Genomic DNA, 24,539 nt, shown 5'->3' with positions numbered 1-24,539 from the left:
TGTGTAAATGGAGAAGTTTAAAATAAGTACGGTTATGCCGACTTTTAATGTACAGGGATATATTGATGAAGCTGTGAACTCAGTAGCAGCTCAAGAAAATTCTTTGTTCGATTTAGAGTTAATTGTGATCGATGACGGCTCAACAGATGGGACCATTGATGTGGTCGAACAATTGAAAGAAAAGTTTCCTGGTGAAATTATCATAATAAAGCAGGACAACGAAGGACCTGGGGCAGCTAGAAACAAAGGAATGAAAGTTGCAACAGGAGATTTCATTGCATTTTTAGATGGGGATGATATCCTTTATCCTGATGCTTATTTGAAACTATATCAGTCAGCAATGAGTAATAGTGCGGATATAGTGGTCGGCAATGTTGACCGTTTTAATAGTTCATCCAATCACTTTGTAAGTGGATTGCATCGTAAAATCTTTGATAATGATTTAAACAATACTCATATAATTAACAATCATTCGTTGCTATACGATACAACTTCATGGAATAAATTGTTTAGGACAGAATTTTTGAAGAAATATCAAATTCTTTTTCCTGAGAATATATTATATGAAGATATCCCATTTAATATGGAGGCACATTTACGTTCCACTTGTACTAATATAATCACGGACAAGGTCTATCGATGGCGCTTAAGAGATGGGAATGACAAGTCGATTACTCAATCCCGATTTGAATTTAAAAATTTAGAAGATCGCATTACTGCTATTAAGCTATTTAGTGAGATCGTGGCAAAACTGAACATAGACGATGCTGATTTTATTGCCAGTAAAGAGTTTAAAGAATTAACACTCGATTTTCCGTTATATATGGATCACTTGAAAGATGCTCCAGAAGGATATAGCGAGTTTTTTCAAAAGGAGTTTTTAGAATACAAAGCGCAACTAAAGTCGAATGCAATTGAAGATAAACTGACATCTAGAGATCGTATAAAATACTTTCTGTTAGAAGAGGGGAAATTCTCTCTATTGAAGAATTTTGTGGAGTATCAAGGAAGCTATTTACGATTGCCTACAAAAAAAGTTCAAAACATGCAAATATTTGATACTTCAAGCTTTGAAGTTGATTTAAGCCGTTTGCCCATCACTTTATTTGATGTAAAGAATGATCATCAACCGATTACTAAAATTCAAAGGGTATCGTTTGAAGAGGATAAAATTTTTATAGAGGGTTATGCTTTTCATAAATATATAAATTTAAAGAACAAGAACGCTATTAAGATAGAAGCATTTTTATTTGATCCAGATGGAAAAGAAATGGATATACCTTTGAATGTCAAGATCAAAAAAAATAAGCAAGCAACACATATGCATGGGGGAGGGAATCAAGAGTTTTTATTTAAACGTTATCATAATTATGACTGGTCTGGATTTCTAATCGAAATAAATTTGAAAAGTAGAAATATGCTTAAATCAAGATGTGAGAAATTAGCAGTAAAAATCGTCTTAGAAACTGAATATATCATAAGTGAGCTACCATTGGCTAATCCTATAAAAGGTGGAAAACCCCGACCAAAACCTAAAAAAATAGGGGATCAGTTATTTACTGTTCGCTACAATTCAAAATGGCAGCTTCAGATAGAGAAAAAAGATGTTTATGGCTATATTTCAGAGATAACGAAAGAGGGACAATCAATTTATTTGAAATTTTCTCAATTATCACCTCGAATTTCAAAAGTTGTATTAACTAATCCAAAAACTCAAGAGGAGATAATCAAGCCTATCAATTCTGGACAAGTCGTTTTTTCAGTAAGGAATTTAATTGAAGTAACAGAAGATGGCGTGTTATTTTTAGATGGTTTAAATGACAATAAAGAAAGGGAAGATCTTCATTTTGAAGAAGGAAAATTCGAATCTTCCATTATTTACCATGAAAAAGATAGTTTGATTTTAGAAAAAACGAGAAGTGGTAAGTTGAAAATATCTTCATTCGATTATCATAAAGCGCAAGTAGAAGATTTATTTATAGAGGTGAATAAAAAACTATTTATGCGAGTCATTATTCGTACGAGCATTTATTGTCAGAATCCTATTTTGGTGTTTGGAAATGACAGTAAGGGAGAAAAACGAAATTTTAAAGCAATAAAGCAAGAAGATCAGAACAAAACACGTCTCTATACCTACGAAATTAGCATATCAGAACAGGAGCTACATCTATTCGGAAATTCAAGTTGGTTCTTTAGGCTAAAAGACGATCTTGCTCATGACGCTTATGCGATATTAGCTTTAAAGCTTCCGAACGGAAATAAGTTTCATTTGTTAAAAAACACAGAGTTTGCTTTTAAACACAGCCGGTTTCGAAACTTGATGCTAACAACAAGGTTGAAGAAAAGTTATTTTGATAAAGGACCTAGGCGAAAACTTTTATTACAGGACAAGCTGTATTCTTATTTTAGAATGTTACCCCAAAAGAGCAATTATGTAATGTTTGAAGCTTATTGGGGGAAAAGCTATTCTTGTAATCCTAAAGCTATTTATGAGTATATTCAAGAAAAACATCCGGAACTCATTTGTATTTGGAGTTTAAACAATGAAAATGAACAAATTCCAGGTAATGCAATTAAGGTAAGACGTTTCAGCTGGAAATATTTCTATTATTTGGCACGGTCAACCTATTTTTATAATAACGTTAACTGGCCAGATCACTATAAAAAACGTGAAAATAGTGTTGAAATTCAAACGTTACATGGAACTTTTTTAAAGACGATGGGGTTAGATGTTTCCGATGAAGTTGATACAGTAAAAAAATTAGAAGGTTTCCGTAGAAGGCATGGAAGATGGGATTATCTTATATCTCCAAGTCCATTTATGACTGATATTGCCAAGAGAGTATTTGAATTTAATGGAACTATGCTGGAAAATGGATTTCCACGCAATGATATACTTGTCAATCAGAAAGAAGCGTTATCGTCTAACAAAATTGAGGAATTGAAAGTAAAGCTTTCAATTCCTCAAAACAAAAAAATAATCATGTATGCTCCAACTTATCGAACAAAAACCAATTTTGATTTAAAACTAGATTTAGAATTACTTCATGAGAAATTAGGTGATGACTATATTGTCTTGCTTCGATTGCATTACTTCGTTGCACAATCACTTGATTTGTCAGATTTCGAAGGATTTGCTTGGAATGTGGCTTGGTATCCGGATATTCAAGATCTTTATCTAATTACGGATATTCTAATTACAGATTATTCATCTGTTATGTTTGATTTTAATTTATTAGAACGGCCAATGATATTTTTCACTTATGATTTAGAATTTTATCGCGATACTTTGCGCGGAATGTATATCGATTTTGAAAGTGAAGCGCCTGGTCCGCTCGTAAAAACGACTGAATCGATCGTTGACTATATCATTAACATTGATTCTCTTTATGAAACATATCTACCACGGCAAAAAGCTTTTAGAGAAAAATTCAATACTTTTGAGCATGGACGTGCAAGCGAGTTGGCAGTGGAGAGTGTAATAAAAAAATAACTACGGAGGGTGTGAGGTCATCTCTCGCACCCTTTATTTTGATTATTCTATTTGCAGTGTATATATGTTAAGGAAAGATGAGGAATATTTATGGAGATTAAAAGATTTTTAATTCGATGTATACGTAAAACCATTGCTCAATTGCTTTCAGATCAAGAAAAAAAGAATCAATACTATATGAAAAAATATGAAAAAAATAGTATAAAAGTAAAAACGATTTTATATGAAGTTAGAGATGGACAAACAATTGTCGATTCTCCGTTTGCTCTTTATGAAAAGATATCTAAAGATGAAAGATTTGATCATTTTTATCATATTTGGGTTATCGATAATTTAGATAATCCTGCTTTTAATACTATTGATCAGCAGAGGGCTAATGTAGAGATCGTGGTTAGAAATTCTAAAAAATATTTCTATTGGTTAGCGACTGCAAAATATTTAATTAATAGTTCGACTTTTCCTAGCTTCTTTGTAAAAAAAGAAGGTCAAATCTATGTCAATACGTGGCATGGTACGCCACTAAAATCTATGGGTTATCGTATTTCTGATGATTTGTCAGTTTCTCAAAATGTCGTTCGGAATTTCTTAATGACAGATTTTCTGTTGGCATCCAATTCAATAATGACTAACATGTATTTAGAGGATTACAAACTAAAGAATCTGTACAGTGGAGAAATCTTGGAAGCTGGTTCTCCACGAATAGATTGGACGATAAACTATCCTAAAGAAGCTGTTTATCAAGATCTTAGAAGTTTAGGTTTAAAATTCGATGAAAAATTAGCATCGATCTTGTATTGCCCCACTTGGAAAGGAAAACAAATCACTAAGACATCAGATGATATGGAACAAATTATTCAGGAGAGCCTTTTACTAAAAGAAAAATTTTCAGGAGATTATAATTTTTTCCTTAAAGTCCATCCGTTTATTTATAATAAAATCAGTATAGATAAACGAGTAAGTTCTTTTCTAATTCCCGATTCTTATGATGCGAATAAATGTTTGGCCGACATCGATATTTTGATTACTGATTATTCTAGTATATTTTTTGATTATCTAGTGACGAATAAACCTATTATTTTTTATGTCTGGGATAGTGACATTTATGAACAAGAGCGGGGGCTATCTTTAAAGGTAGATGAACTTCCTGGTCCAGTTGTGTATACTACAGATGAGTTGATTGTTTCAGTTGAGACTATCAATTTGGTGAAGCAAAAATTTAAAGCAAAATATGAAAAACTTAGACAAAAAACTGTGTGCTATGAAGACGGCTTTTCATCAGAGCGGTATATCGACTATATTTTCTTTAATCAAGAATCGAAAAACTTAAATGTCATTTCTCCGAAAACTGAGAAGAAAAAATTGCTGTTCTTTCCGGGAAGAATGAAAAATAATGGGATAACAAGCAGCTTCTTGAATTTGGTGAATAATATTGATCATACTAACTTTGATGTATCTGTAATTATTGCGAATCCATTAACAAAAGAAGAACAAAAAAATATGAAACTGATCCCAGATGAATGTCGCTTGATTTTTCGTCCAGGAAAACATGCGTTTACATTTAGAGAAACTATAACTGACTATTATTTTGAGTCATTTGGAGTAAAACCTCTCTTTCGAAAATTTTATCCTATGAATGCCTACAAGAGAGAGATGAGAAGATTATTAGGAATTTCGTTTTTTGATGCTGCTATAGATTTTAGTGGGTATAGTTATTTTTGGGGTAAATTCATTGCCGCAGTTCCAAGTAAAAAGAAACTAGTTTTTCAGCATAATGATCTTTTAAGTGACTCTTTAAGAAATGTAGGAGGAAAGCAGCCTCATAGAACCAATCTAAAAAGTTTATTTACGATTTATTTTCTTTTTGATCGAATACTAAGTGTTTCAGAAGAAACAAAAATCATAAATCAGAGAAAATTAGCTAAATACATTGATCCTAATCAAGTAGGTGTCGTTAGAAATAGTTTAAATATAAATCAAATCATTAACTATGATCAAAAAAAGCAAAAACAAAATCAGCTTAATATCATTTTGCGCGAAAAAAATACAGTATCAGTTAAACTGGAAGGTTTTTTTAAAGTATACTCGCAGGTTAGCAATATCTCCCATGAAAAATATAGAGAGATTTATCTCAGTAAAGCGGATCGAATTAAAAGTGTAGCTATATATAAATATCAGAACGAGACTTATTTTAAAATATTGGTAAACAATATCTATCAAGGCTGGATAGATAGCAAGTTCGTTAAAAAGAGCATGATAAAAAACATAAAGTACAACAAAGTAAAGTTAATAGGAACTATAAATGCTGCAAGTGAACCTGTGTTTTATTCAGAGATAGAAACAAAAAAAATCGAGAAGGCTTTCTCAATCAACAAAACATATATTTACTTATCTCAAAAAGCTGTCCTACAAGAGGATGCGTATTATCTGGCAGAGAATGGTAAGGGCGAGTTGGGTTGGATAAAGTCATCAGATGTGACCAATATTCATGACATTAAGTATTTTTCTTTTCTTAAATGGCTATTTCTATTAAAAAACAAGCACGATGAAAATAGCGGATCCTCTAAAGCTTTATCGTCAGAATTAGATGGGAAAGTAGTTACAATAGATCCAAAATTTAATAATTTTGTTACAATGGGTAGACTTTCACCCGAGAAAAACCAAGCCACTTTGATTCGAGCTTTCTCAAAAGTGTTAAAATCTTTTCCGAATAGTAGACTTTACTTATTAGGAGAGGGACCTTTAAAGAGCGAACTGGATTTCTTAATAAAAAAAATAGGACTTTCAGATAATATTCTTTTGCTTGGTCATAGAGAGAATCCATTTAAAATAATAAAACAATGCGATCTTTTCGTTTTGCCATCGTATTATGAAGGACAGCCAATGGTGTTACTTGAATGTTTGACATTAGGTACAACTGTTTTAGCTTCCGATATCCCAGCAAATCAATCTGTTCTGAAAGATAAATTTGGTTTTTACATCAAAGGTACGAGTGAAAGTGAAATCGCATCCTCATTAATAAATCAAATTAGTAAAGGTTTTCCTTTAGCGCCTCAAAAATTTGATGCTGTTGCTTATAATTATGAAGTTTTAAAGGATTTTTATAATAACATAAAATAATTAACGGGTTTTTGGTCACACCCAAACAATAAATGGTGTTATTTTAACTTATTTTACGTATTTATCGGATCTGATTTGTATTCGATTTTAATTTTCTGTGTTAATATAATCCTAAAGAACTTCTATTGATAGGAGAAAAAAATTTCAAAATGCTAAGAAAATTAAGTTCATTGCTTCGTAAGCAATCGCTACATGAGATACGAAAAACAGAACCTACTAGAGTGGCATTATTGGGGAGTTGTACCACCCGAGATGTTTTTAATTCTAAATTTAATTCTGACTATAAAAAATATTTTCAAATTGTTGCTGATCAGCAGCATATGAGTTTACTATCTGTTATGGCCACGCCTATTGAAATAAAAGATAAAAAGATAGAGGGAAACGTAACAGAATTTTATAAAAAAGTGTACAGACAGGATTTACAAAAAGATTTCTTAAAACGTTTGAAAGCTAGCCAGCCAGAAGTATTGATTTTAGATTTTTACACAGACGTTTTCTATGGCGCTATAAAAGTGAATGATAAAAGTTTTATTACAAATAAAAAGTGGCAGTATCAAAAACTTTCTCATTTTAAAAATTTTTCAATTAATGATGAATATTCAATATACAATAATAGTGATGATTTTATTAGTATGTGGATGGCAAATTTTGATGAATTTTACAACTATGTAAAAAAAAATATCCCTCATTGTCAAATAGTTATTAATAAAACAAAATTTGTTAATATTGGAAGACATAATGGAAAGATGGTCACATTAAGTGAAGAATTGAATGATAAGTGGGAAAAGTTTCATATTGACAGATTTAACATTTTATGGAACTTATTAGACACTTACGCCATCTACAAATACAATCTTAAAAAGATTGATTTTGATAGAGATAAATACTATTGTCCATCAAACCATGCATGGGGCTGGTTTTACGTTCACTATAATCAAGAGTTTTATTCAGATACTTTGATAAAATTAAAAAATCTTCTAAAAGATTATTAATAATAAGGGAGTTGTATGAGAAAGATGAAAAAGAAAAAGTTACTGGTTGTTGGCTTATTAGCATCTATGATGTTAGGTTCTTTTTCGGAAACAATATCAACAGTCGCTTTAGCGACAACAGAATCCGAATATAGTGCTGAGCAAGAAGAAAAGATTATCGTTCGAAGTAAATTAGAAAATCCTGAGTTGTTTGTGAATCTAACTGATTTCACCCCCATTGAACTCTCTATACAAGAAGAAACAGAGGTAAGTGTTTTTGAAAAACAAACGGTGGCAGGTATTGATTATTACTATGTTTCTGTTGAAAACAACTGGGGATGGTCAGAAGCTTCTAACTTCACAGCAATTTTAAATGAAGAGGATATTGATACAGAGATTACATTTATAAATAATGATGTCGTTGTTTATGAAAAACCAGAAAAGGATCAGTTGGAAGAGAATAAGCAATTTGATATTGGAGAGAATACTTATAATACCGTTTTGAAAGTAGAAACCTCTGAAGGTGAATTTTATCAAATATTTGATAAAAATCTAGAAGAGGGATGGGTAAATGCAGAAGATGTTGAAGTAGTTCAAGCACAAGAGGAAACAACTGAAGACTCGGAAGGACAGGAATCAACTTCTTCAGAAGAATCTGCTGATGTTGAGGGAGCAGAGCAAACAACTGACAACACTGTTGCTCAAGATTCTGGTAAAGCCTCATTGCAGACGACATTGGATCTTCAATATGAATATGCAATTGTTTCTCGGAATGGATGGGATATTTGGGAAAAACCATTTGTTTCTGGCGTTTCCTCTATTGATAAAACGGATGTTTACTTCAATAGCGGGGAAATCGTAAAAATCGCTCGAAGAGAACAAACGCAACATGGCACCTACGCATTGATTCAAGTAAATGACGGCAATGGTTTTAAAGAACTTGGTTGGGTAAATGAAAATGGATTGACTGCAACCATTTATGAAGATACAAAAGAAACTTATCAACAATTCAGTAAGACCAACTGGGATATTTGGAATACACCATATTCTACTAGATCTAAGTCTATAGGAAAAACAACCAATCTTATGTCTGAGAAGCTATTAGTCAAGAAAATTGCTCAAACTAGATTTGGAAGATATAGTAATGTTTGGTTATTTAATAAGAGTACCAATAATTATGAAGATTATGGATGGGTAAATACAAATGGATTATCGGAACTCACCGAAAAAGTCATCGATAATACTTATGTAACATTAAAAGTAAACAACTGGGATATTTGGGATAGCCCTTATACGAATCAATCAAAATCTGTTGCCAAAACTACTGAGTATAATACAGGCGAAATACTTTTGGTCACAAGATCTGCAAAGACAAATACTGGTTCTTACTATCGAATTTGGTCTGATAACGGCTCAGGGTTCCAAGCCATTGGCTGGGTGAGAGATACAGCAGTTCAATCAGCAGAGTATAGAGTTATTCCTAATGAGTATAAACGAATAAGCAAAGCTAATTGGACAATATGGGACACGCCTTATTCAAGAAGAGCTAAATCAGTCGGCAATACTAATAATTTCAGAGCACAAACTATTTTGCTGACGAGAAGAGCAACTACTTCATATGGAACATATGTAAAAATTTGGGCGAGAGACAGCTCTGGCTCTTTCAAAGATTTAGGCTGGCTGAATGAAAATGGACTGGTAACTTATGATGAGAAAGTCGTTCCGAATGCATATGTGACAATTACCAAAAACAATTGGGACGTTTGGGAGCAGCCTTTTACTACTGGCGTCAAAAGTGTTGCAAAATCTCAAAACTTTAATAATCAAACTTTATTAGTAACCAGAGAAGCAAAAGTTGGAAATACTTTGTATTTACGTATTTGGTCAAGAAACAACAATGGCAACTTTGAAATAAGAGGTTGGATTAATGCGAATGGAACATCATATGGAGATCGCATTATTTCGCAGAGAAATCTAAATGAAAATATGAGGGTAGTTACGAAAAGTAACTGGACAATATGGGATAAACCTTATGTTACTGGTGCGAAACAAAAGAATAATTCTACTTCGTATTTAAATAAAAATGTTGTTGTCAAAAAAGAAGCTGTGACCAATTATGGAACCTATATTTTGATCGTTTATCAAGGAAAAGAGTTAGGTTGGATAAATAAGGATGGATTGTCTTCTACAAATAAGTATATTCTTGACAGTGCTTATTATAGTCAAACAACCATTGGAGCTTGGTCAGGTTGTGCGGCAGTTTCGCTGTTTACTGCACTAAGAATGAAGGGATATGCGGGGAATGTCAGTTTGACACAAATGATCAATAACATGCCACTTCACAGTTCCAACCCCAATTTAGGACAAATTGGCTCGCCTTGGGGAGGCGCTGCAACTTTTAAAGCAGTAATTACCCCGATTGGTTTAACGAACTATGCCCAAAGATATACTTCAACAGCAGCTAATTTTTCTAATTCTTCAATTGATGCTGTTCAAAGAGAAATTATGTTAGGGAATCCAGTCTTATTCTGGGGTAAATGGAACATGGGTTATGCAGGGATAAATATGGTTCCAACACATGTTTTGATTATACGTGGATATGAAAAGACATCATATGGAGAATCGTTCTTGATTCAAGATGTAGGCTTTGACTCTGCGAACTCTAGTGGAGCTATTCGTTGGGTATCAAAAACACATTTAAATAGTTACCTTACTTCCAAACAGCGTCAAATGATGGTCATACGTTGAGTTCTTCGCTTCATCTTACTAAAAATATTTTAGGTTTCTAAAAATCATTCCACTCCTCCTAACTTTCGTGTATAATGGTACAAGCCAGTATTACGAAAGTTAGGAGGAGTTGTTTTGAGTAAACAACATCCAGAGGATAAGTCCTTTAAAGACGAAGTATTAGGAGCTTTAAAGCAACCTCAATCAGATCAAACCCAGGAAAGCGATGGTTTGAACGAGCGTCCTATTCAACAACCTCAAGAAGAGGTGGGTTCGCGAACTGCAAGTGGAAAGACCAAAAATAAACAAGCAAAGCAAGCTGCTACAAGTCGTAGGGCAGCAGCGGAAGAAGTGCCCATAGCTGAAGGTGGGGAAACGCAATTGCGCAAGCAGCAACGCAAAAAAGAAGATCGGATTGTCAATCGGATCGTTTTGATCGTAGTCCTTGCTCTGCTCGTCATCGGTGGTGTTTTAGGATTTTCAATGTATCGTTATGTAACATCAGGATTGCAGCCGTTGAATCCAGAAGATACAGAAACGGTGGCAGTTGAGATTCCTAGTGGATCGTCCAACAAAGCAATTGGAGAAATATTGGAAGATGATAATATCATTAAAAGTGGTATGATCTTTAACTATTATACGAAATTCAATAATTTAACTGGATTTCAAGCAGGAAATTATCATTTTTCTCCTAGTATGACATTGGATCAAATCTCAAAGATGCTGCAAAATGGTGAAGGCTCGGTCACCTCTGATGCAAAAGTGACGATTCCAGAAGGATTTGATGTTGACCAAATCGGTGATGCTCTAGCGGAAGCAACGAATATCTCGAAAGACGATTTCTTAGCTTTGATGGAAAGTGACGAGTTCTTTGAAAAAATGAAAGACACCTATCCTGAGCTTTTAGCAAGTGCCGGCGATGCGCAAGGTGTGCGTTACCGACTTGAAGGATACTTGTTCCCAGCAACTTACGACTACTATACAGGGAATACCCTAGAAGAAGTCGTTACCCAAATGGTGGATAAATCAAATTCAGTCTTGTCAAAATATTTCGATCAAATCGCTCAAAAAGAAATGACGGTTCAAGAAGTCCTTACTTTGGCATCACTTGTTGAAAAAGAGGGCAGTAAGCTCGAAGATCGTAAAAATATCGCACAGGTATTCTTCAATCGTTTAGCGATTGATATGCCGCTGCAATCGGATATTTCGATTCTATACGCGTTAGGTGAGCACAAAGAGCTAGTCACTTATGAGGACACTCAAGTTGACTCTCCTTATAATCTCTATGTGCATACTGGCTACGGACCTGGACCATTCAACAATCCAAGCGAAGCAGCGATCCAAGCTGTCTTAGATCCAACACCGAACAACTACTATTATTTCGTTGCTGACATTCAAACCCAAGAAGTTTACTTTGCGGAAACCTATGAACAGCATATGCAATTAGTGGAACAATATGTAAACAATACCTCAAATTAAATTTTCATAGGTTTATAGTTTACATTTAAAAAAAAGCATGGTAATCTTTTGTGGACTCATCGCAAAAGATTACCTTTTGCGATTTATTAGAAGTTACTAAAAGGAGAAAAGAACTATGGTAGAAAAAGTTTACCCAATGACACTTGAAGGAAAAGAAAAGCTAGAACAAGAATTAGAAGAATTGAAAACGGTAAAACGCGGGGAAATCATTGAACGTATCAAGGTAGCCCGCAGTTTTGGCGATTTATCCGAAAACTCCGAGTATGAGTCTGCAAAAGATGAACAAGCGTTTGTCGAAGGCCGAATCACTACTTTAGAAAATATGATTCGTTTTGCAGAGATCATTGATAATGAGGGTGTAGACTCTGATGAAGTTTCCATCGGAAAAACTGTGATTTTTGTTGAGTTGCCTGATGGTGACGAAGAAGAGTACATGATCGTTGGTAGTGCTGAAGCAGATCCGTTTTCTGGTAAAATTTCCAATGATTCACCAATCGCTCGTGCCTTGATTGGGAAAAAAGTCAATGATGAAGTGACGATCTCAACGCCAGGCGGAGATATGCAAGTAAGAATCACAGAAGTAAAGAAAAGCTAGTCGCTTAATCACTAGGTAGATTTAGGTGACCCTGTTGTTCATTCTCCTTTAGGGAAATTGATCAAACAGGGTCTTTTTTCGGACCAGCGACGGATGGACAAACCATTTTTTTCAGGTATGATAAAGTAGAATTACTAGGAGGAGGAGCTTGAATGAAAAGTCCTTGGCGTTTTTTCTTTATTGTTGAAGCGCTCTTACTGCTTTTTGCGGTATGGCAAATTTTATCTAATCCGCCATTATTATTTTTATTAATACTTGGTGTGACGTGCTTGGTCCTTGTGAACCGAAGTGAGCGCAAGAGCAATTTTAAAAATTTCTTGATGGTCTCAAGTTCCATTGCTATTTTGATCAGTTTGTTAAATAGTCCAGCACTGTGGCTGATGCTGATTTTTGCGATTTTATTTATTGGTTTAAAAGGCGTCGAGATTACCGGAATCGACTTAACTAAAAATTCGTTCTGGCGCAAAAAACAAATGATTATCGTTGAAACTGAAGAACCCAAAGCTGATCATCCGCTGAAACAAAAGCAGCAATGGTTAGGCAATGAACGGATCGGCAGTCAAGTCTATGAATGGGACGATATCAATTTAGATATCTTGACGGGAGACACTTTCATCGATCTAGGCAACACTTTATTGCCTAAGAAAGAAAACGTCGTGATCGTACGAAAAGGCTTTGGTAGAACTCGTATTTTAGTGCCTGCTGGCATAGCGATCAAATTAGAGCACAGTACTTTTATTGGCTCTGTTATCTTTGAAGGTGAAGAAACGAGCTTGAAAAATGAAAAAGTAACGATTTACAGCCCGGATTATGGCGAAAATAGTCGGCGTTTGAAAATCTTAACGAATACCCTTGTTGGTGATGTTGAGGTGATTCGGGTATGATTGGGAAATTTTCAAGAGGCATGATCGCTTTTTACGCAGGATTAGCAAGTTTTTTCACCATGATATTGATGCTGTTTTCCTATTTGTATGCCAGTGGGAAAAATAATTGGCTGATAGAAGTCTTTCAAATCAAACTCTTTTTTATCCCAATCGTCTTTCACTTACTTGTAATATCTGCATTGATTGCTTTAGCTGTCTTTTTACTGATTTCTTTTTTTCGCAACCGTCAATACGGTCCGGTGGAAGAAAAGCTAAGACTGTTAGCCAGCGGCTATATCGATAGCCCTTTATTGGAAACAAAGATCCCACATGCGTCTGAAAACCATTTGATTGCGAATGTGGATCGTGATATTGCCAGTATCCAATCGAAGATGAAACAGATGTCGATGGAATTACAGCAATTGAATGCGAAACCGCAGTTTGTTGATGGTCAGACGAAAGAAGAGATTTTAGAAGCAGAAAGGCAGCGTCTGGCTCGTGAACTGCACGACTCTGTTTCTCAACAGCTGTTTGCCGCCATGATGATGATGTCTGCACTGAATGAGCAAGCGATTCGAACAGATGCTCCAGAAAGCCAAAAGAAACAGTTAGCTATGGTCACAGACATTATCAATGCTTCGCAATCTGAAATGCGGGCGCTCTTGCTTCATCTACGACCTGTAACTTTGGAAGGGAAGAGTCTAAAGCAAGGAATCGAGCAATTGTTAAAGGAATTAGAGACCAAAATCAAAATTCTATTGACTTGGGATATTGAAGACTTTACGATGCCTAGTTCGATTGAAGATCAACTCTTTCGCGTGATCCAAGAACTCTTGTCTAATACACTGCGTCACGCGAAAGCTGATGAGTTAGAAGTATACTTGCATCGCATCGATAATAACGTGTTATTGCGGGTGATCGATGACGGAGTTGGCTTTGATCCCCAAGATCAAAAGGCCGGCAGCTATGGCTTGATGAATATCCGAGAACGTGTAAGTGCTGTTGGCGGAACGTTGAAAATTATTAGTTTTAAAAATCAAGGAACCAGTATTGAAATCAAAGTTCCACTGTTGAAGGAGGCATAACGTATGATTAAAGTGTTGTTAGTTGATGACCATGAAATGGTTCGTCTAGGGGTCTCTTCTTATCTATCAATTCAAGACGATATAGAAGTAATTGGGGAAGCGGAAAATGGTCGAGTCGGGTATGAAAAGGCATTGGAATTACGTCCAGATGTGATTTTGATGGATTTGGTTATGGATGAAATGGATGGGATCGAATCTACGAAATTGATTTTAAATGATTGGCCAGAAGCAAAAATCATCATTGTCACTAGTTTTATTGATGACGAGAAAGTCTATCCTGCAATTGAAGCGGGTGCGGCCGGTTACCTGTTAAAGACGTCTACTGCTCATGAGATTGCGGAAGCCATTCGTGCAACCCAGCGAGGAGAGCGGGTCTTAGAACCCGAAGTCACCACGAAAATGATGGATCGTTTGACGAATCGGACACCAATCCTACATGAAGATTTGACCAATCGGGAACAAGAAGTGTTACTGTTGATCGCTGAAGGAAAGAGCAACCAAGAGATTGCGGATTCACTCTTCATTACGCTGAAAACAGTGAAGACACATGTGTCAAACATCTTATCAAAATTAGAAGTAGAAGATCGTACACAAGCTACGATATATGCTTTTAAACATGGCTTGATAAAATAAAATCTTAATAATCATACCTCCTCATGGCAAGCAGGGGAGGTTTTTGTTATACTAAATAATGATCTGGCAAACAAAGGAGCGTTTGTGGTGAAGCAAAATTATGCAATTATTGGATTAGGTCGTTTCGGTGGAAGTATTTGTCGTACGTTGATTGAATCAGGTCAAGAAGTGTTGGCAATCGATAGCAACGAAGATCGTGTCAATGAATACATGAATATCGCCACCCATGCGGTGGTCGGGAACGCACAAGATGAGATGACGTTGCGTTCATTGGGTATCCGTAACTTTGACCATGTCATTGTTGCGATAGGTGAAGATATTCAAGCCAGTATATTGGTCACACTGATGGTTAAAGAAATGGGTGTTCCTAATATCTTAGCCAAAGCCCAAAACGAATACCATGCCCGTGTACTGGAAAAACTCGGCGCAGACCGTGTCGTCCATCCTGAACGTGATATGGGGATTCGCATCGCCCATAATCTAGTTTCCAAAAATATCTTAGATTATATTGAACTATCTGACGAATTTTCTTTAGCAGAGATTCGCGTGTCCAATCCACGCTTTTTCAATAAATCCCTGATTGAGCTGAATTTTCGACAAAAGTATGGTCTGACAGTCGTTGCGATTCGTCGTGGACCAGGACAAGTGATCGTTTCGCCTGATGCAGAGGCAATCGTGCGTGAAAATGACAATTTACTCGTGATCGGCAATACAGATGATGTAGATATACTCGATGAACATATGAATGATTAGGAGTGAAGAAAATGAACTTAACAATAAGTCCTGAAGCAATGCAATGGTTCAAAAAAGAGTTGGTGGTAGACCAAGGAAGCGGGATTCGTTTTTTTGGAAAAATTTATGGAAAGACACAAGTGCATGACGGATTTTCCGTGGGGATGTCAGTAGACAAACCAGAACGTCCGATCGTTGAACAAACCATTGACGGATTGCTTTTTTTTATTGATGAAGCGGATGAGTGGTTTTTCAAAGGCTATAATCTGACAGTTGATTATGATCAAACGTTGGATGAACCGAAGTACGATTTTAGTGAAGATAAAAAATAATGTGGATTCGGTCATAGCTGACCGGCTTCCCACGATTGGCTCTAGGAGATGAAACCGATGTTATCAATTGTTGTACCTTGTTTTAATGAAGAGGCGAGCTTGCCGATATTCTTTGAGGAAACAGAAAAAGTGAAGAGACAATTAAATATGCCCTTTGAATATATTTTTGTCAATGATGGCTCTTCAGATCAAACACTACCTGTTTTAAGAGCGTTATATCGTGCCCACCCCGACAGTGTTCGCTATTTATCTTTTTCGAGAAACTTTGGCAAAGAAGCGGCACTTTATGCAGGCTTACAAGCGGCGAAAGGCGATTTTGTCACTGTGATGGACGCAGACCTGCAAGATCCCCCGACTCTACTGCCGGAAATGTTTGCGATGCTAGAAGCAAAACCAGAGCTTGATTGTGTTGGGACCAGACGAGCGGATCGCAAAGGAGAACCGAAAATTCGTAGTTTTTTCTCAGATGCCTTCTATAATATTATCAACAAGATTGCCGATACCGAAATGGTAAATGGTGCCCGAGATTTTCGCTTGATGCGCCGTAATATGGTAGATGCCGTTTTACAGCTATCAGAGTACAATCGCTTTTCAAAAGGGATCTTCAGTTGGGTAGGCTTTGATACAGAATACATCGCCTATGAGAACCGGGAACGAGTCGCTGGCGAGACTTCGTGGTCATTTTGGAAACTATTCCAATATTCGATCGATGGGATTGTCAACTTTTCGGATACGCCGCTGAACATTGCTTCGTTTATTGGGGCGCTTTCCTGTTTTGGCTCTCTGATTGCGTTGATATTTATTGTGATCAGAACCTTTATCTTTGGTGATCCAACAACTGGTTGGCCATCGATGGTTAGCATTTTCTTATTTGTGGGCGGCTTGCAATTGCTTTGTTTGGGAATCATCGGGAAATATATTGGGAAAATTTTCTTAGAAACCAAAAATAGACCCTTATATTTCTTGAAAGAAACTGAAAAAGACCAAGAAAAACAACGATAAATTAAAAGTGTACAATCTGAAGGTTTCGCCTCCAACTGTACACTTTTTTTGCGGAAAGAATTTGTTAGTAGCCTTTATCCAAGTTTATCTCATTTTTTTCAAGTTCTTGTTTCGCCAAAAATTGTTGGAAATTCGCTAAGAAAATGGCCATAAATGCCTTTTGAAAATGGGGCGTATGCCCTGAGATATGGGGGGTTATCAAAAGGTTCTCGATGAGCCATAACGGATCATTCTCGGGCAATGGCTCTTCTTCAAAAACATCCAGAGCGGCAAATGCTATCTGCTTTTTTTCTAGGGCTTTTGCTAATGCATCGGTATCCACACTAGGCCCACGGCCGACATTATAAAAGGAAGCACTAGGTTTCATTTGGGCAAAAAAAGCTGCATCATACAAGTGAGTGGTTTCTTCCGTCAGAGGAAGGATGTTGATGACGCAATCGGCGGTTTTTGCGCAAGCGTGTAAGTCAGATAACGCAAACGTTTTTTCAAAACCTGTCACGTCATGCCCGCTAGTATTGATACCAATGGGACTTACACCAAAAAAGGTCAATGCTTGAGCTAACTTTTGGCCAATTTGTCCTGTACCAACGATCAAAATCTCTTGGTCCGACAATTTTGTATAGTGAATTGTATTCGGTGACCATTGCTGTTTTCTCTGTTGCTGAATTGCTTGGAAAATCCCGCGGTTTTCCATAAATAGTAGAGCCAACAAATGGTCTGTGATCGATTCGGCATGGATGCCGCTGCCATTAGATAAGCGAATATTGTATTTCGCAAACTCTTTTAATGGTAAGGTGTCTACGCCAGCTGAAATCGCTTGGACCCATTTCAAATTTGTTTTCTCCGTTAGCAGGTAGTCCTTCCATTCCGACTTCCAACCAATGGTGATTTCTACTTGTGACCAATCAATTGCTTGGTCCTTTGTGTACACAAGAAATTGATAGTCTTTTTCGATTTGTTTCACATATGTGTCGCGAAACTCTCGAGTGGCTAAGATTATTTTTTTCATTGCCAAGCCTCCTTTTAACTTAAGTGTAGCAAAGAATGAGAAAAAAACCATGTTCAAGGAATTGAACATGGCCTAGATTAGGTTTTAAACTGAATTTTTGGAGAATGTTTGACCCCTTGTGTGAATAAGAATAAAGAACCAAACAAAATAAAGGTGGTTGCATCGAAGGAAGGCAATAGTAGTTGTACGATTACACTAATAAGCGTAGGCAATGCAGCACTTACGATCAGAATCTTTAAATTTTCAAAGAAAGTATAGGAGAATCGTTTTAATCTTGTATAGATCGTTGCAATAAAGGTCCCCATCACTAAGGTGATCAGCAAGCTGACAAATGATGGATACAATGCAACAAAAAAGACAATGAGTTTGATTAGCCATGGAATTGCTTGGTTTGATAGCGCTTCTCGAATCGCCTGACCGTTAAGATTGCGCAGCGCAGGCTCACTGTAATCAAATTCTAATTGATTAGAATCTAACATTGACGTCGATAAGCCAGAAGAGGGGATACGGATGACCAGCTGATCTTTTAACAAGCCAACAGCGATGACAGAGCCAGTAACATCAGATGCAATATCTGCTGGCGTACGGTTGCCATCTGGATCGAAAGTAAAGATGATCGAATCGGTTTGATAAATGAAACCTTGCGTATCCGGCGCTGTAGCAAGCTGCCCATTTTCGATCGTAAAATCTGGAATCGATTCTCCAATTTTTTGTCCGTCTGCTTGCACATCGCGAAAGACACCTAATACATTGATGGTCATCGGTACCGCGATAAGCACGGAGGCGCTTAATAGAAAAACGATTACTTTGGAAAATTCTGCTTTTTTGACAAATTTTAAATCAGGTATTCGGAAAAAAGCAATTTTAAATAGTTGGACGATAGTCATTTGCTGATGAACTCCTTTGTGGTATAACTAGAGTAATTGTAACGAAGGGTTCTTTGAATTACAAGGAATTCACAAAAAAAGAACCAATAATCGAATGAATGAATAAATAAAGAAATGAAAGTAGGCAAAAGAATGCAAAAGTACAACGAATACAAGCAGTTCTTGCAGCAAAAAAAGTTGTGGGAGCCGATTACGTATTTATTTTTTGGTGGATTAACGACTGTAGTCAACATTGTCGTCTATCTCATTTTTCGTGAAGGATTTGGTCTTTATTACCAGACAGCGAATGTGATTTCCTGGATTGCTTCTGTTTTGTTCGCCTACTTTACAAATAAGTTATGGGTCTTTGAAGCAAAAACCGAGACAAAGCAAGAGTCATGGGCGGCATTTGGGAAGTTCATTTTCTTTCGCGTCTTATCATTAGGCTTAGATATGCTTTGTATGTATCTATTTATTTCAATTTTGGCAACCGGCGATCTAGTTGCCAAGCTGGTCACCCAAGTTGTTGTTGTTTTGGCAAACTATGTGTTTAGTAAATTTTTGATTTTCAATACGAAAAAAAGTGAGAAAAAGTAAGCATATTTTTTGAACAAAGTCTGATAGTCTGATAATGTTACTTATGTAAACATTATCATTGAGGAGGAATTTTTTTATGACTTACACATTACCAGATTTACCTTACGCATACGATGCATTAGAACCATACATTGATGAAGAAACGATGCATTTGCATCATGATAAACACCATAACACTTATGTAACAAACTTAAACGCAGCGATTGAAAAACATCCTGAATTAGGTGAAAAAACAGTTGAAGAATTATTAGCTGACTTTTCTTCTGTACCAGAAGATATTCAAACAGCAGTTCGTAACAATGGTGGCGGCCATGCCAACCACACGTTCTTCTGGGAAATCTTAGGCCCAAATGCTGGTGGCGAACCTACTGGAGCCATCAAAGAGGCAATTGAAGAAACTTTTGGCAGCTTTGAAGACTTTAAAGAAGAATTTAAAACTGCTGCAACCGGACGTTTTGGTTCAGGTTGGGCATGGTTAGTCGTTAAAGATGGCAAATTAGCAATCACCTCAACAGCGAATCAAGATTCACCATTGATGGATGGCCAAACACCTGTCTTAGGTTTAGATGTTTGGGAACATGCGTATTACTTGAAATACAAAAATGTTCGTCCAGATTACATCAATGCTTTCTGGAGTGTTGTTAACTGGGACAAAGTAAACGAATATTTCGCAAAAGCTTAAACAATTTACTAGAAAGAAGCCTGCTAAAAGGCTTCTTTTTTTGTGGATAGAAAGAATCGTTTTGATATTGCTAACGCTTACATAATCCGCTATAATAAAGGCGACGGAATCGTCGGATTATAATTATTGGAGGCTTTACACACTATGGAACATGGGAAAGTAAAATGGTTCAACAACGAAAAAGGATTTGGTTTTATTACAGTTGACGGTGGCGATGATGTATTTGTTCACTTTTCTGCCATTCAAGGAGACGGTTTTAAGTCACTTGAAGAAGGTCAAGAAGTTGAATTTACGATCGTTGAAGGTGCCCGCGGACCTCAAGCAGCGGAAGTGACCAAAGTCTAAAACAGAACGGAAAAGCTGAGTAAGCCCTCAGCTTTTTTAATTTGCTATTTCTCGCCATATTTGGTATCTTCAATACATTAGTAAGACTAGGAAGCGAAGAGGGATAAGAATGAAACGAGTAATTACTTACGGAACATTTGATTTATTGCATTATGGACATATCAATCTTTTGCGTCGTGCAAAAGAGCAAGGCGATTATTTGATCGTAGCACTATCAACGGATGAATTTAATTGGAACGAAAAACAAAAAAAATGCTACTTTTCTTATGAGAAAAGAAAGCAGTTATTAGAAGCGATTCGGTATGTGGATCTAGTGATTCCTGAAGAAGGCTGGGGCCAAAAAGTTTCCGATGTCAAAGAATATCATGTGGATACCTTTGTTATGGGAGACGATTGGGCTGGCAAATTTGATTTTATTCAAGAAGAGACAGATGCTGAAGTGATCTATCTAGCACGGACTCCGGAAATATCAACTACTCAAATCAAAAAAGATTTGAAACTTAACAATTAAAAGACTATTATAAAAAAGCATCTTTTACAGATGTTTTTTTTATTGAGCCCAACTTCAAGAAATTAAGATTTTATTACTAGTTTTTCATTGATTATTTGTTCAGAACACAAAATATGGTATGATGTTTTGTGAGTTGACTCGATCAATTAGAAATTCTATGAGAATGGATGAAGAAAGTGGAAAAAGAAATCAAAGTCCGTGCAACTTTAGTGACGAAAGAATACGACTTATATAAAAAGAAAGCGGATAAAGTAAAAGCACTATTCAAGTTCTATCATCGCAATGTTCCTCGATTTTGGGCCTTAAAAGGGGTCAGCTTCGATGTGAAAGCCGGCGAATCAGTAGGGATCATTGGAATCAATGGTTCTGGGAAATCAACTTTATCCAACGTGATCAGTGGGATTATCCCACCGACATCTGGTACGATGGAAGTAAATGGTGACACCTCGATTATCGCAATCGGTGCGGGGTTAAAATATCAGCTGACTGGGTTAGAAAATATTCGACTCAAAGCATTGATGTCTGGAATGACTAATAAAGAAATTGATGAAAAAATGCCTGAGATCGTGGCCTTTGCTGATTTGGGTGACTTTATCAATCAACCGGTTAAAAGCTATTCCAGTGGGATGAAATCACGGTTAGGCTTTGCTATTGCTGTTCATAATGATCCAGATATTTTAGTTATTGATGAAGCTTTGTCTGTCGGTGATGAAACTTTTTATCAAAAATGTGTGGATAAAATCATGGAATTTAAAGCAGCCGGAAAAACCATCTTTTTTGTCAGTCATGCTTTAGGACAGGTAGAAAAACTTTGCGACCGAACGATTTGGATGCACTATGGTGATTTACGGATGTTTGGTCCTACTGAAGAAGTAATGGCTGAATATCGCAAATTCATTGATTGGTTCAAAAAGCAGCCAAAGAAAGAGCAAAAAGCGTATCAAGACAATTATAAAGAAGACCAGAAAGCCTTTAATTTGGAGAAATTAGCAGAAAAAAGCCGTGAAGATCACTTCTTGCAACAACAAAATCTTTCGGACCAAATGATCCAAAAAAACTTGAAACGTACACCTTTAGGGGAAAAAATGAGCTGGCCAACCAAAGGAATCCTAGGTTTGGTAGTAGCCGCAACGATATTTTGTTCGCTGGTTTCTTTTAGTGGGCGTTCGATTACTTACGCAATTAAGAATCCCGTTGAAACGATCAGTCAAGTTTTCAAATAAAGAAGATGTTTCTTTGTTTAGTTCATATAGAAAAGGAAGAAGTTTGTGAAAGAGATTGCTGCAGTTATAAAAGAACAATTTAAGCATGCGGGAATTATATTCCGGATGTCTCGATATGAGGATAAGGCTACTTATCAGAGCCATTATTTGGGATTAGCTTGGCAAATATTAAATCCTGCGATTCAAATCGGTATTTATTATTTGGTTTTCGGGTTAGGAGTGAACGGGAATAGAAAAATTGATGGCGTTCCTTTTATTATCTGGATGCTGATTGGGATCACTGCTTGGTTTTATATTAATGCATCTGTACTAGGCGCTTCTAATAGTATTCACCGACAAGTTGGAATGGTAGCAAAAATGAAGTTCCCAGTAAGCATTTTACCATCGATCAATATTATAAGTAATTTGTCATCCTACATTCCTATGGTGGCAATCGTCGTAGGTTCGTTATTCATAGCAGGTGTGACACCAAGCATCTATTGGTTACAATTTATTTATTACTTTCTTGCGATGGTCATATTCCTATTTGCTTTTGGTCTATTGAATGCGACCATAACAGTACTGATACGTGACTATCATATTTTTCTACAGTCTGTTTTGAGATTATTATTTTATGTTTCTGGTCCGATTTGGGATATTAATAACCGAAATATGCCTGTTTGGTTAATCAAGATTCTTCGCTTGAATCCATTTTACTATTTAATCGAAGGATTTCGTGATGCTTTCCTTTCTCGTGCATGGGTTTGGGAAAAAACAACTTATACACTTATCTTCTGGTGTTTAACTTTGATGCTTCTTATTCTAGGAAGTCATTTGCATATGAAGTTCCGCGCTCGTTTTGTGGATTATATTTAAAAAAGACTATTTGCGGTGTCCCCTCTAACTTAGAGGGGACACTTTATTTTTGTTTATTTCAAAGAAGTTACGGAAGGATTAAATATGAAGTTGATGCATGATAGCGATTGCTGAAAGATGCGTTTTGTGGGAAAATTTATTTGATGAGTAAATTTTTACTGGTGAGGTGTAAGATGCGGAGATATCAAAAGGTAATTTTAGGTATTTTAGTCGTGTTAGTGGTTGGAATCATTGGAGTAACGATCTACGGGATGCAGGTTTATCAAGAGACGAATGCCACTTTTAATCAAATCTCTCACGCTGTTGATCGGAAAACAGACAAACGAGAGGAAGCGATCAGCATTGAAGATCGAGATCCGTTTTCCATTTTGCTAATGGGAATCGACACTGGGGCTTTAGGGCGAACCGAACAAGGTCGTTCGGATAGTATGATGGTGGTGACGGTCAATCCAGAAAAAAAACAGTCAACGATCATTAGCCTTGACCGTGATATTTACACACAAATCGTTGGGTACAATACGATCGATAAGCTGAATCATGCTTATGCTTTTGGTGGGGAGGCCATGGCCATGGACTCTGTTGAAAATCTCTTGGACATTCCTATCGATCACTATGTGACGATCAATATGCAGGGTATGCGGGATCTGATCGATGCAGTTGGGGGCATCGAGGTGACAAATGATATCGATTTTACTTTAGAAGGTGTTCATGTCCCTGAAGGGCGAATTACTTTAGATGGTAAGACAGGTCTGGCTTATGCAAGAATGCGAAAACAAGATCCGGAAGGGGATATCGGTCGCCAAAGACGGCAAAGAGAAGTGGTTACGAAAATTCTTCAAAAAGTTATGAGTCTGGATGGTATCAGTAATTACCAAAAGATTCTTAAGGCGGTTGAAAAGAATTCGAAGACGGATCTTACGTGGAATGATATGATGGACATCGGTACCAATTATATTCCTGCTTTTACGACCATCAAGCAAGAGCAACTCCAAGGAGAAGGGCAACTGATTGGTGGAGTATATTATCAGTTATTGGGGACGAATCAGTTGTTGCATACGCAAAATTTATTAAAGGAGCAGTTGCAGCTTCCGACGAACGAGGGTTTGACCCAAGGCGACGAATTTACTAACGGATCGCCTAATTATCAGTTATACGACGACAGTCTGACCTTTTCAGAAGAAAACTCAACAACTGGAGAGTAGCTAGTTTCTTTAGAAGCCTAAAAAGTAGGATGACCGAAAGTCCTCCTGCTTTTTAGTTTTCCACAAAAGCACCAACGGAAATCTTGTTTCACGAAACCATCAAATGAAAAAACATAAGAAAGCTTAAAAAAACAATTTTTTCATGAAAGAATGAAAATGAAACATTCAAACTGTGAAACATTTACTCGGATTCACGCTAATTTTTATAGTTTTTTCTAAG

The 24,539-nt window shown here is 36.4% G+C and carries 21 protein-coding genes; 19 read left to right on the top strand and 2 right to left on the bottom strand.

Features of this window, described 5'->3' with window-relative positions:
* Positions 1 to 7 precede the first annotated feature (7 nt).
* The 12 genes from IGI88_RS00830 (at position 8) to IGI88_RS00775 (ending at position 17,029) form a co-directional block, all read left to right on the top strand.
* A complete protein-coding gene (locus IGI88_RS00830; RefSeq protein ID WP_429960103.1) occupies positions 8 to 3,493 on the top strand; it encodes a bifunctional glycosyltransferase/CDP-glycerol:glycerophosphate glycerophosphotransferase in 3,486 nt (1,161 codons plus the stop codon).
* A gap of 90 nt (positions 3,494 to 3,583) precedes the next feature.
* Entirely contained in the window at positions 3,584 to 6,610 is a 3,027-nt protein-coding gene (locus IGI88_RS00825; protein WP_144330986.1) for a CDP-glycerol glycerophosphotransferase family protein, read from the top strand.
* A gap of 149 nt (positions 6,611 to 6,759) precedes the next feature.
* Entirely contained in the window at positions 6,760 to 7,602 is an 843-nt protein-coding gene (locus IGI88_RS00820; RefSeq protein ID WP_429960102.1) for a DUF6270 domain-containing protein, read from the top strand.
* A gap of 15 nt (positions 7,603 to 7,617) precedes the next feature.
* Positions 7,618 to 10,329 (top strand): GW dipeptide domain-containing protein, encoded by a 2,712-nt coding sequence (locus tag IGI88_RS00815; protein ID WP_429960101.1) that lies wholly within the window; start codon positions 7,618 to 7,620, stop codon positions 10,327 to 10,329.
* 114 nt (positions 10,330 to 10,443) lie between these two features.
* Positions 10,444 to 11,787, top strand: a complete 1,344-nt coding sequence (gene mltG / locus IGI88_RS00810) for an endolytic transglycosylase MltG (RefSeq protein ID WP_429960100.1) — start codon at positions 10,444 to 10,446, stop codon at positions 11,785 to 11,787.
* Between the two features lie 115 nt (positions 11,788 to 11,902).
* Positions 11,903 to 12,382, top strand: a complete 480-nt coding sequence (gene greA, locus IGI88_RS00805; protein WP_005229556.1) for a transcription elongation factor GreA — start codon at positions 11,903 to 11,905, stop codon at positions 12,380 to 12,382.
* Between the two features lie 152 nt (positions 12,383 to 12,534).
* On the top strand, positions 12,535 to 13,266 hold the full coding sequence (liaF, locus tag IGI88_RS00800; protein WP_010749367.1) for a cell wall-active antibiotics response protein LiaF: 732 nt from the start codon (positions 12,535 to 12,537) through the stop codon (positions 13,264 to 13,266).
* A complete protein-coding gene (locus IGI88_RS00795) occupies positions 13,263 to 14,330 on the top strand; it encodes a sensor histidine kinase (RefSeq protein ID WP_008379604.1) in 1,068 nt (355 codons plus the stop codon). Before liaF ends, IGI88_RS00795 begins: the two co-directional genes overlap by 4 nt.
* 3 nt (positions 14,331 to 14,333) lie before the next feature.
* A complete protein-coding gene (locus IGI88_RS00790; protein WP_005236913.1) occupies positions 14,334 to 14,963 on the top strand; it encodes a response regulator transcription factor in 630 nt (209 codons plus the stop codon).
* An 87-nt stretch (positions 14,964 to 15,050) separates the two neighbouring features.
* Positions 15,051 to 15,716, top strand: a complete 666-nt coding sequence (locus IGI88_RS00785) for a potassium channel family protein (protein ID WP_005229566.1) — start codon at positions 15,051 to 15,053, stop codon at positions 15,714 to 15,716.
* Positions 15,717 to 15,727: 11 nt separating this feature from the next.
* The gene (locus tag IGI88_RS00780) at positions 15,728 to 16,027 is read left to right on the top strand and encodes a HesB/YadR/YfhF family protein (protein WP_008379609.1); all 300 of its coding nucleotides are present in this window, start codon (positions 15,728 to 15,730) and stop codon (positions 16,025 to 16,027) included.
* Positions 16,028 to 16,084: 57 nt separating this feature from the next.
* On the top strand, positions 16,085 to 17,029 hold the full coding sequence (locus IGI88_RS00775) for a glycosyltransferase family 2 protein (protein ID WP_176273488.1): 945 nt from the start codon (positions 16,085 to 16,087) through the stop codon (positions 17,027 to 17,029).
* A 64-nt stretch (positions 17,030 to 17,093) separates the two neighbouring features.
* Here IGI88_RS00775 and IGI88_RS00770 read toward each other — a convergent pair whose 3' ends face one another.
* A complete protein-coding gene (locus IGI88_RS00770; protein WP_016613204.1) occupies positions 17,094 to 18,089 on the bottom strand; it encodes a phosphoglycerate dehydrogenase in 996 nt (331 codons plus the stop codon).
* Positions 18,090 to 18,115: 26 nt separating this feature from the next.
* Complete coding sequence (locus IGI88_RS00765) at positions 18,116 to 18,925, bottom strand: DUF1189 domain-containing protein (RefSeq protein WP_005236906.1); 810 nt, start codon at positions 18,923 to 18,925, stop codon at positions 18,116 to 18,118.
* Between the two features lie 132 nt (positions 18,926 to 19,057).
* Between IGI88_RS00765 and IGI88_RS00760 the strand changes: the two genes are divergently transcribed.
* The 7 genes from IGI88_RS00760 to IGI88_RS00730 all read left to right on the top strand — a co-directional run bounded on the left by IGI88_RS00760 (position 19,058) and on the right by IGI88_RS00730 (position 24,319).
* Positions 19,058 to 19,501: a GtrA family protein gene (locus IGI88_RS00760; protein ID WP_034872204.1), complete on the top strand. Its 444-nt coding sequence runs from the start codon at positions 19,058 to 19,060 to the stop codon at positions 19,499 to 19,501.
* Positions 19,502 to 19,577: 76 nt separating this feature from the next.
* Positions 19,578 to 20,183: a superoxide dismutase gene (locus IGI88_RS00755; protein ID WP_005229576.1), complete on the top strand. Its 606-nt coding sequence runs from the start codon at positions 19,578 to 19,580 to the stop codon at positions 20,181 to 20,183.
* Between the two features lie 144 nt (positions 20,184 to 20,327).
* A complete protein-coding gene (locus IGI88_RS00750; RefSeq protein WP_005229578.1) occupies positions 20,328 to 20,528 on the top strand; it encodes a cold-shock protein in 201 nt (66 codons plus the stop codon).
* A 109-nt stretch (positions 20,529 to 20,637) separates the two neighbouring features.
* Positions 20,638 to 21,039, top strand: coding sequence for a glycerol-3-phosphate cytidylyltransferase (gene tagD / locus IGI88_RS00745; RefSeq protein ID WP_086317041.1), 402 nt, complete (start codon positions 20,638 to 20,640; stop codon positions 21,037 to 21,039).
* Between the two features lie 167 nt (positions 21,040 to 21,206).
* On the top strand, positions 21,207 to 22,262 hold the full coding sequence (locus tag IGI88_RS00740) for an ABC transporter ATP-binding protein (protein ID WP_086317042.1): 1,056 nt from the start codon (positions 21,207 to 21,209) through the stop codon (positions 22,260 to 22,262).
* Between the two features lie 45 nt (positions 22,263 to 22,307).
* Entirely contained in the window at positions 22,308 to 23,117 is an 810-nt protein-coding gene (locus IGI88_RS00735) for an ABC transporter permease (RefSeq protein WP_086299611.1), read from the top strand.
* Positions 23,118 to 23,290: 173 nt separating this feature from the next.
* Positions 23,291 to 24,319 carry an LCP family protein gene (locus IGI88_RS00730; protein WP_034872205.1) on the top strand — a complete coding sequence of 343 codons (1,029 nt, stop codon included), beginning with the start codon at positions 23,291 to 23,293 and terminating at the stop codon, positions 24,317 to 24,319.
* Positions 24,320 to 24,539 lie beyond the last annotated feature (220 nt).

This window comes from Enterococcus sp. AZ179, from assembly GCF_050498885.1.
Lineage (GTDB): Bacteria > Bacillota > Bacilli > Lactobacillales > Enterococcaceae > Enterococcus_D > Enterococcus_D entomosocium.
Note: the sequence above shows the minus strand (reverse complement) of the source record. Positions and strands in the feature narration are given on the sequence as shown.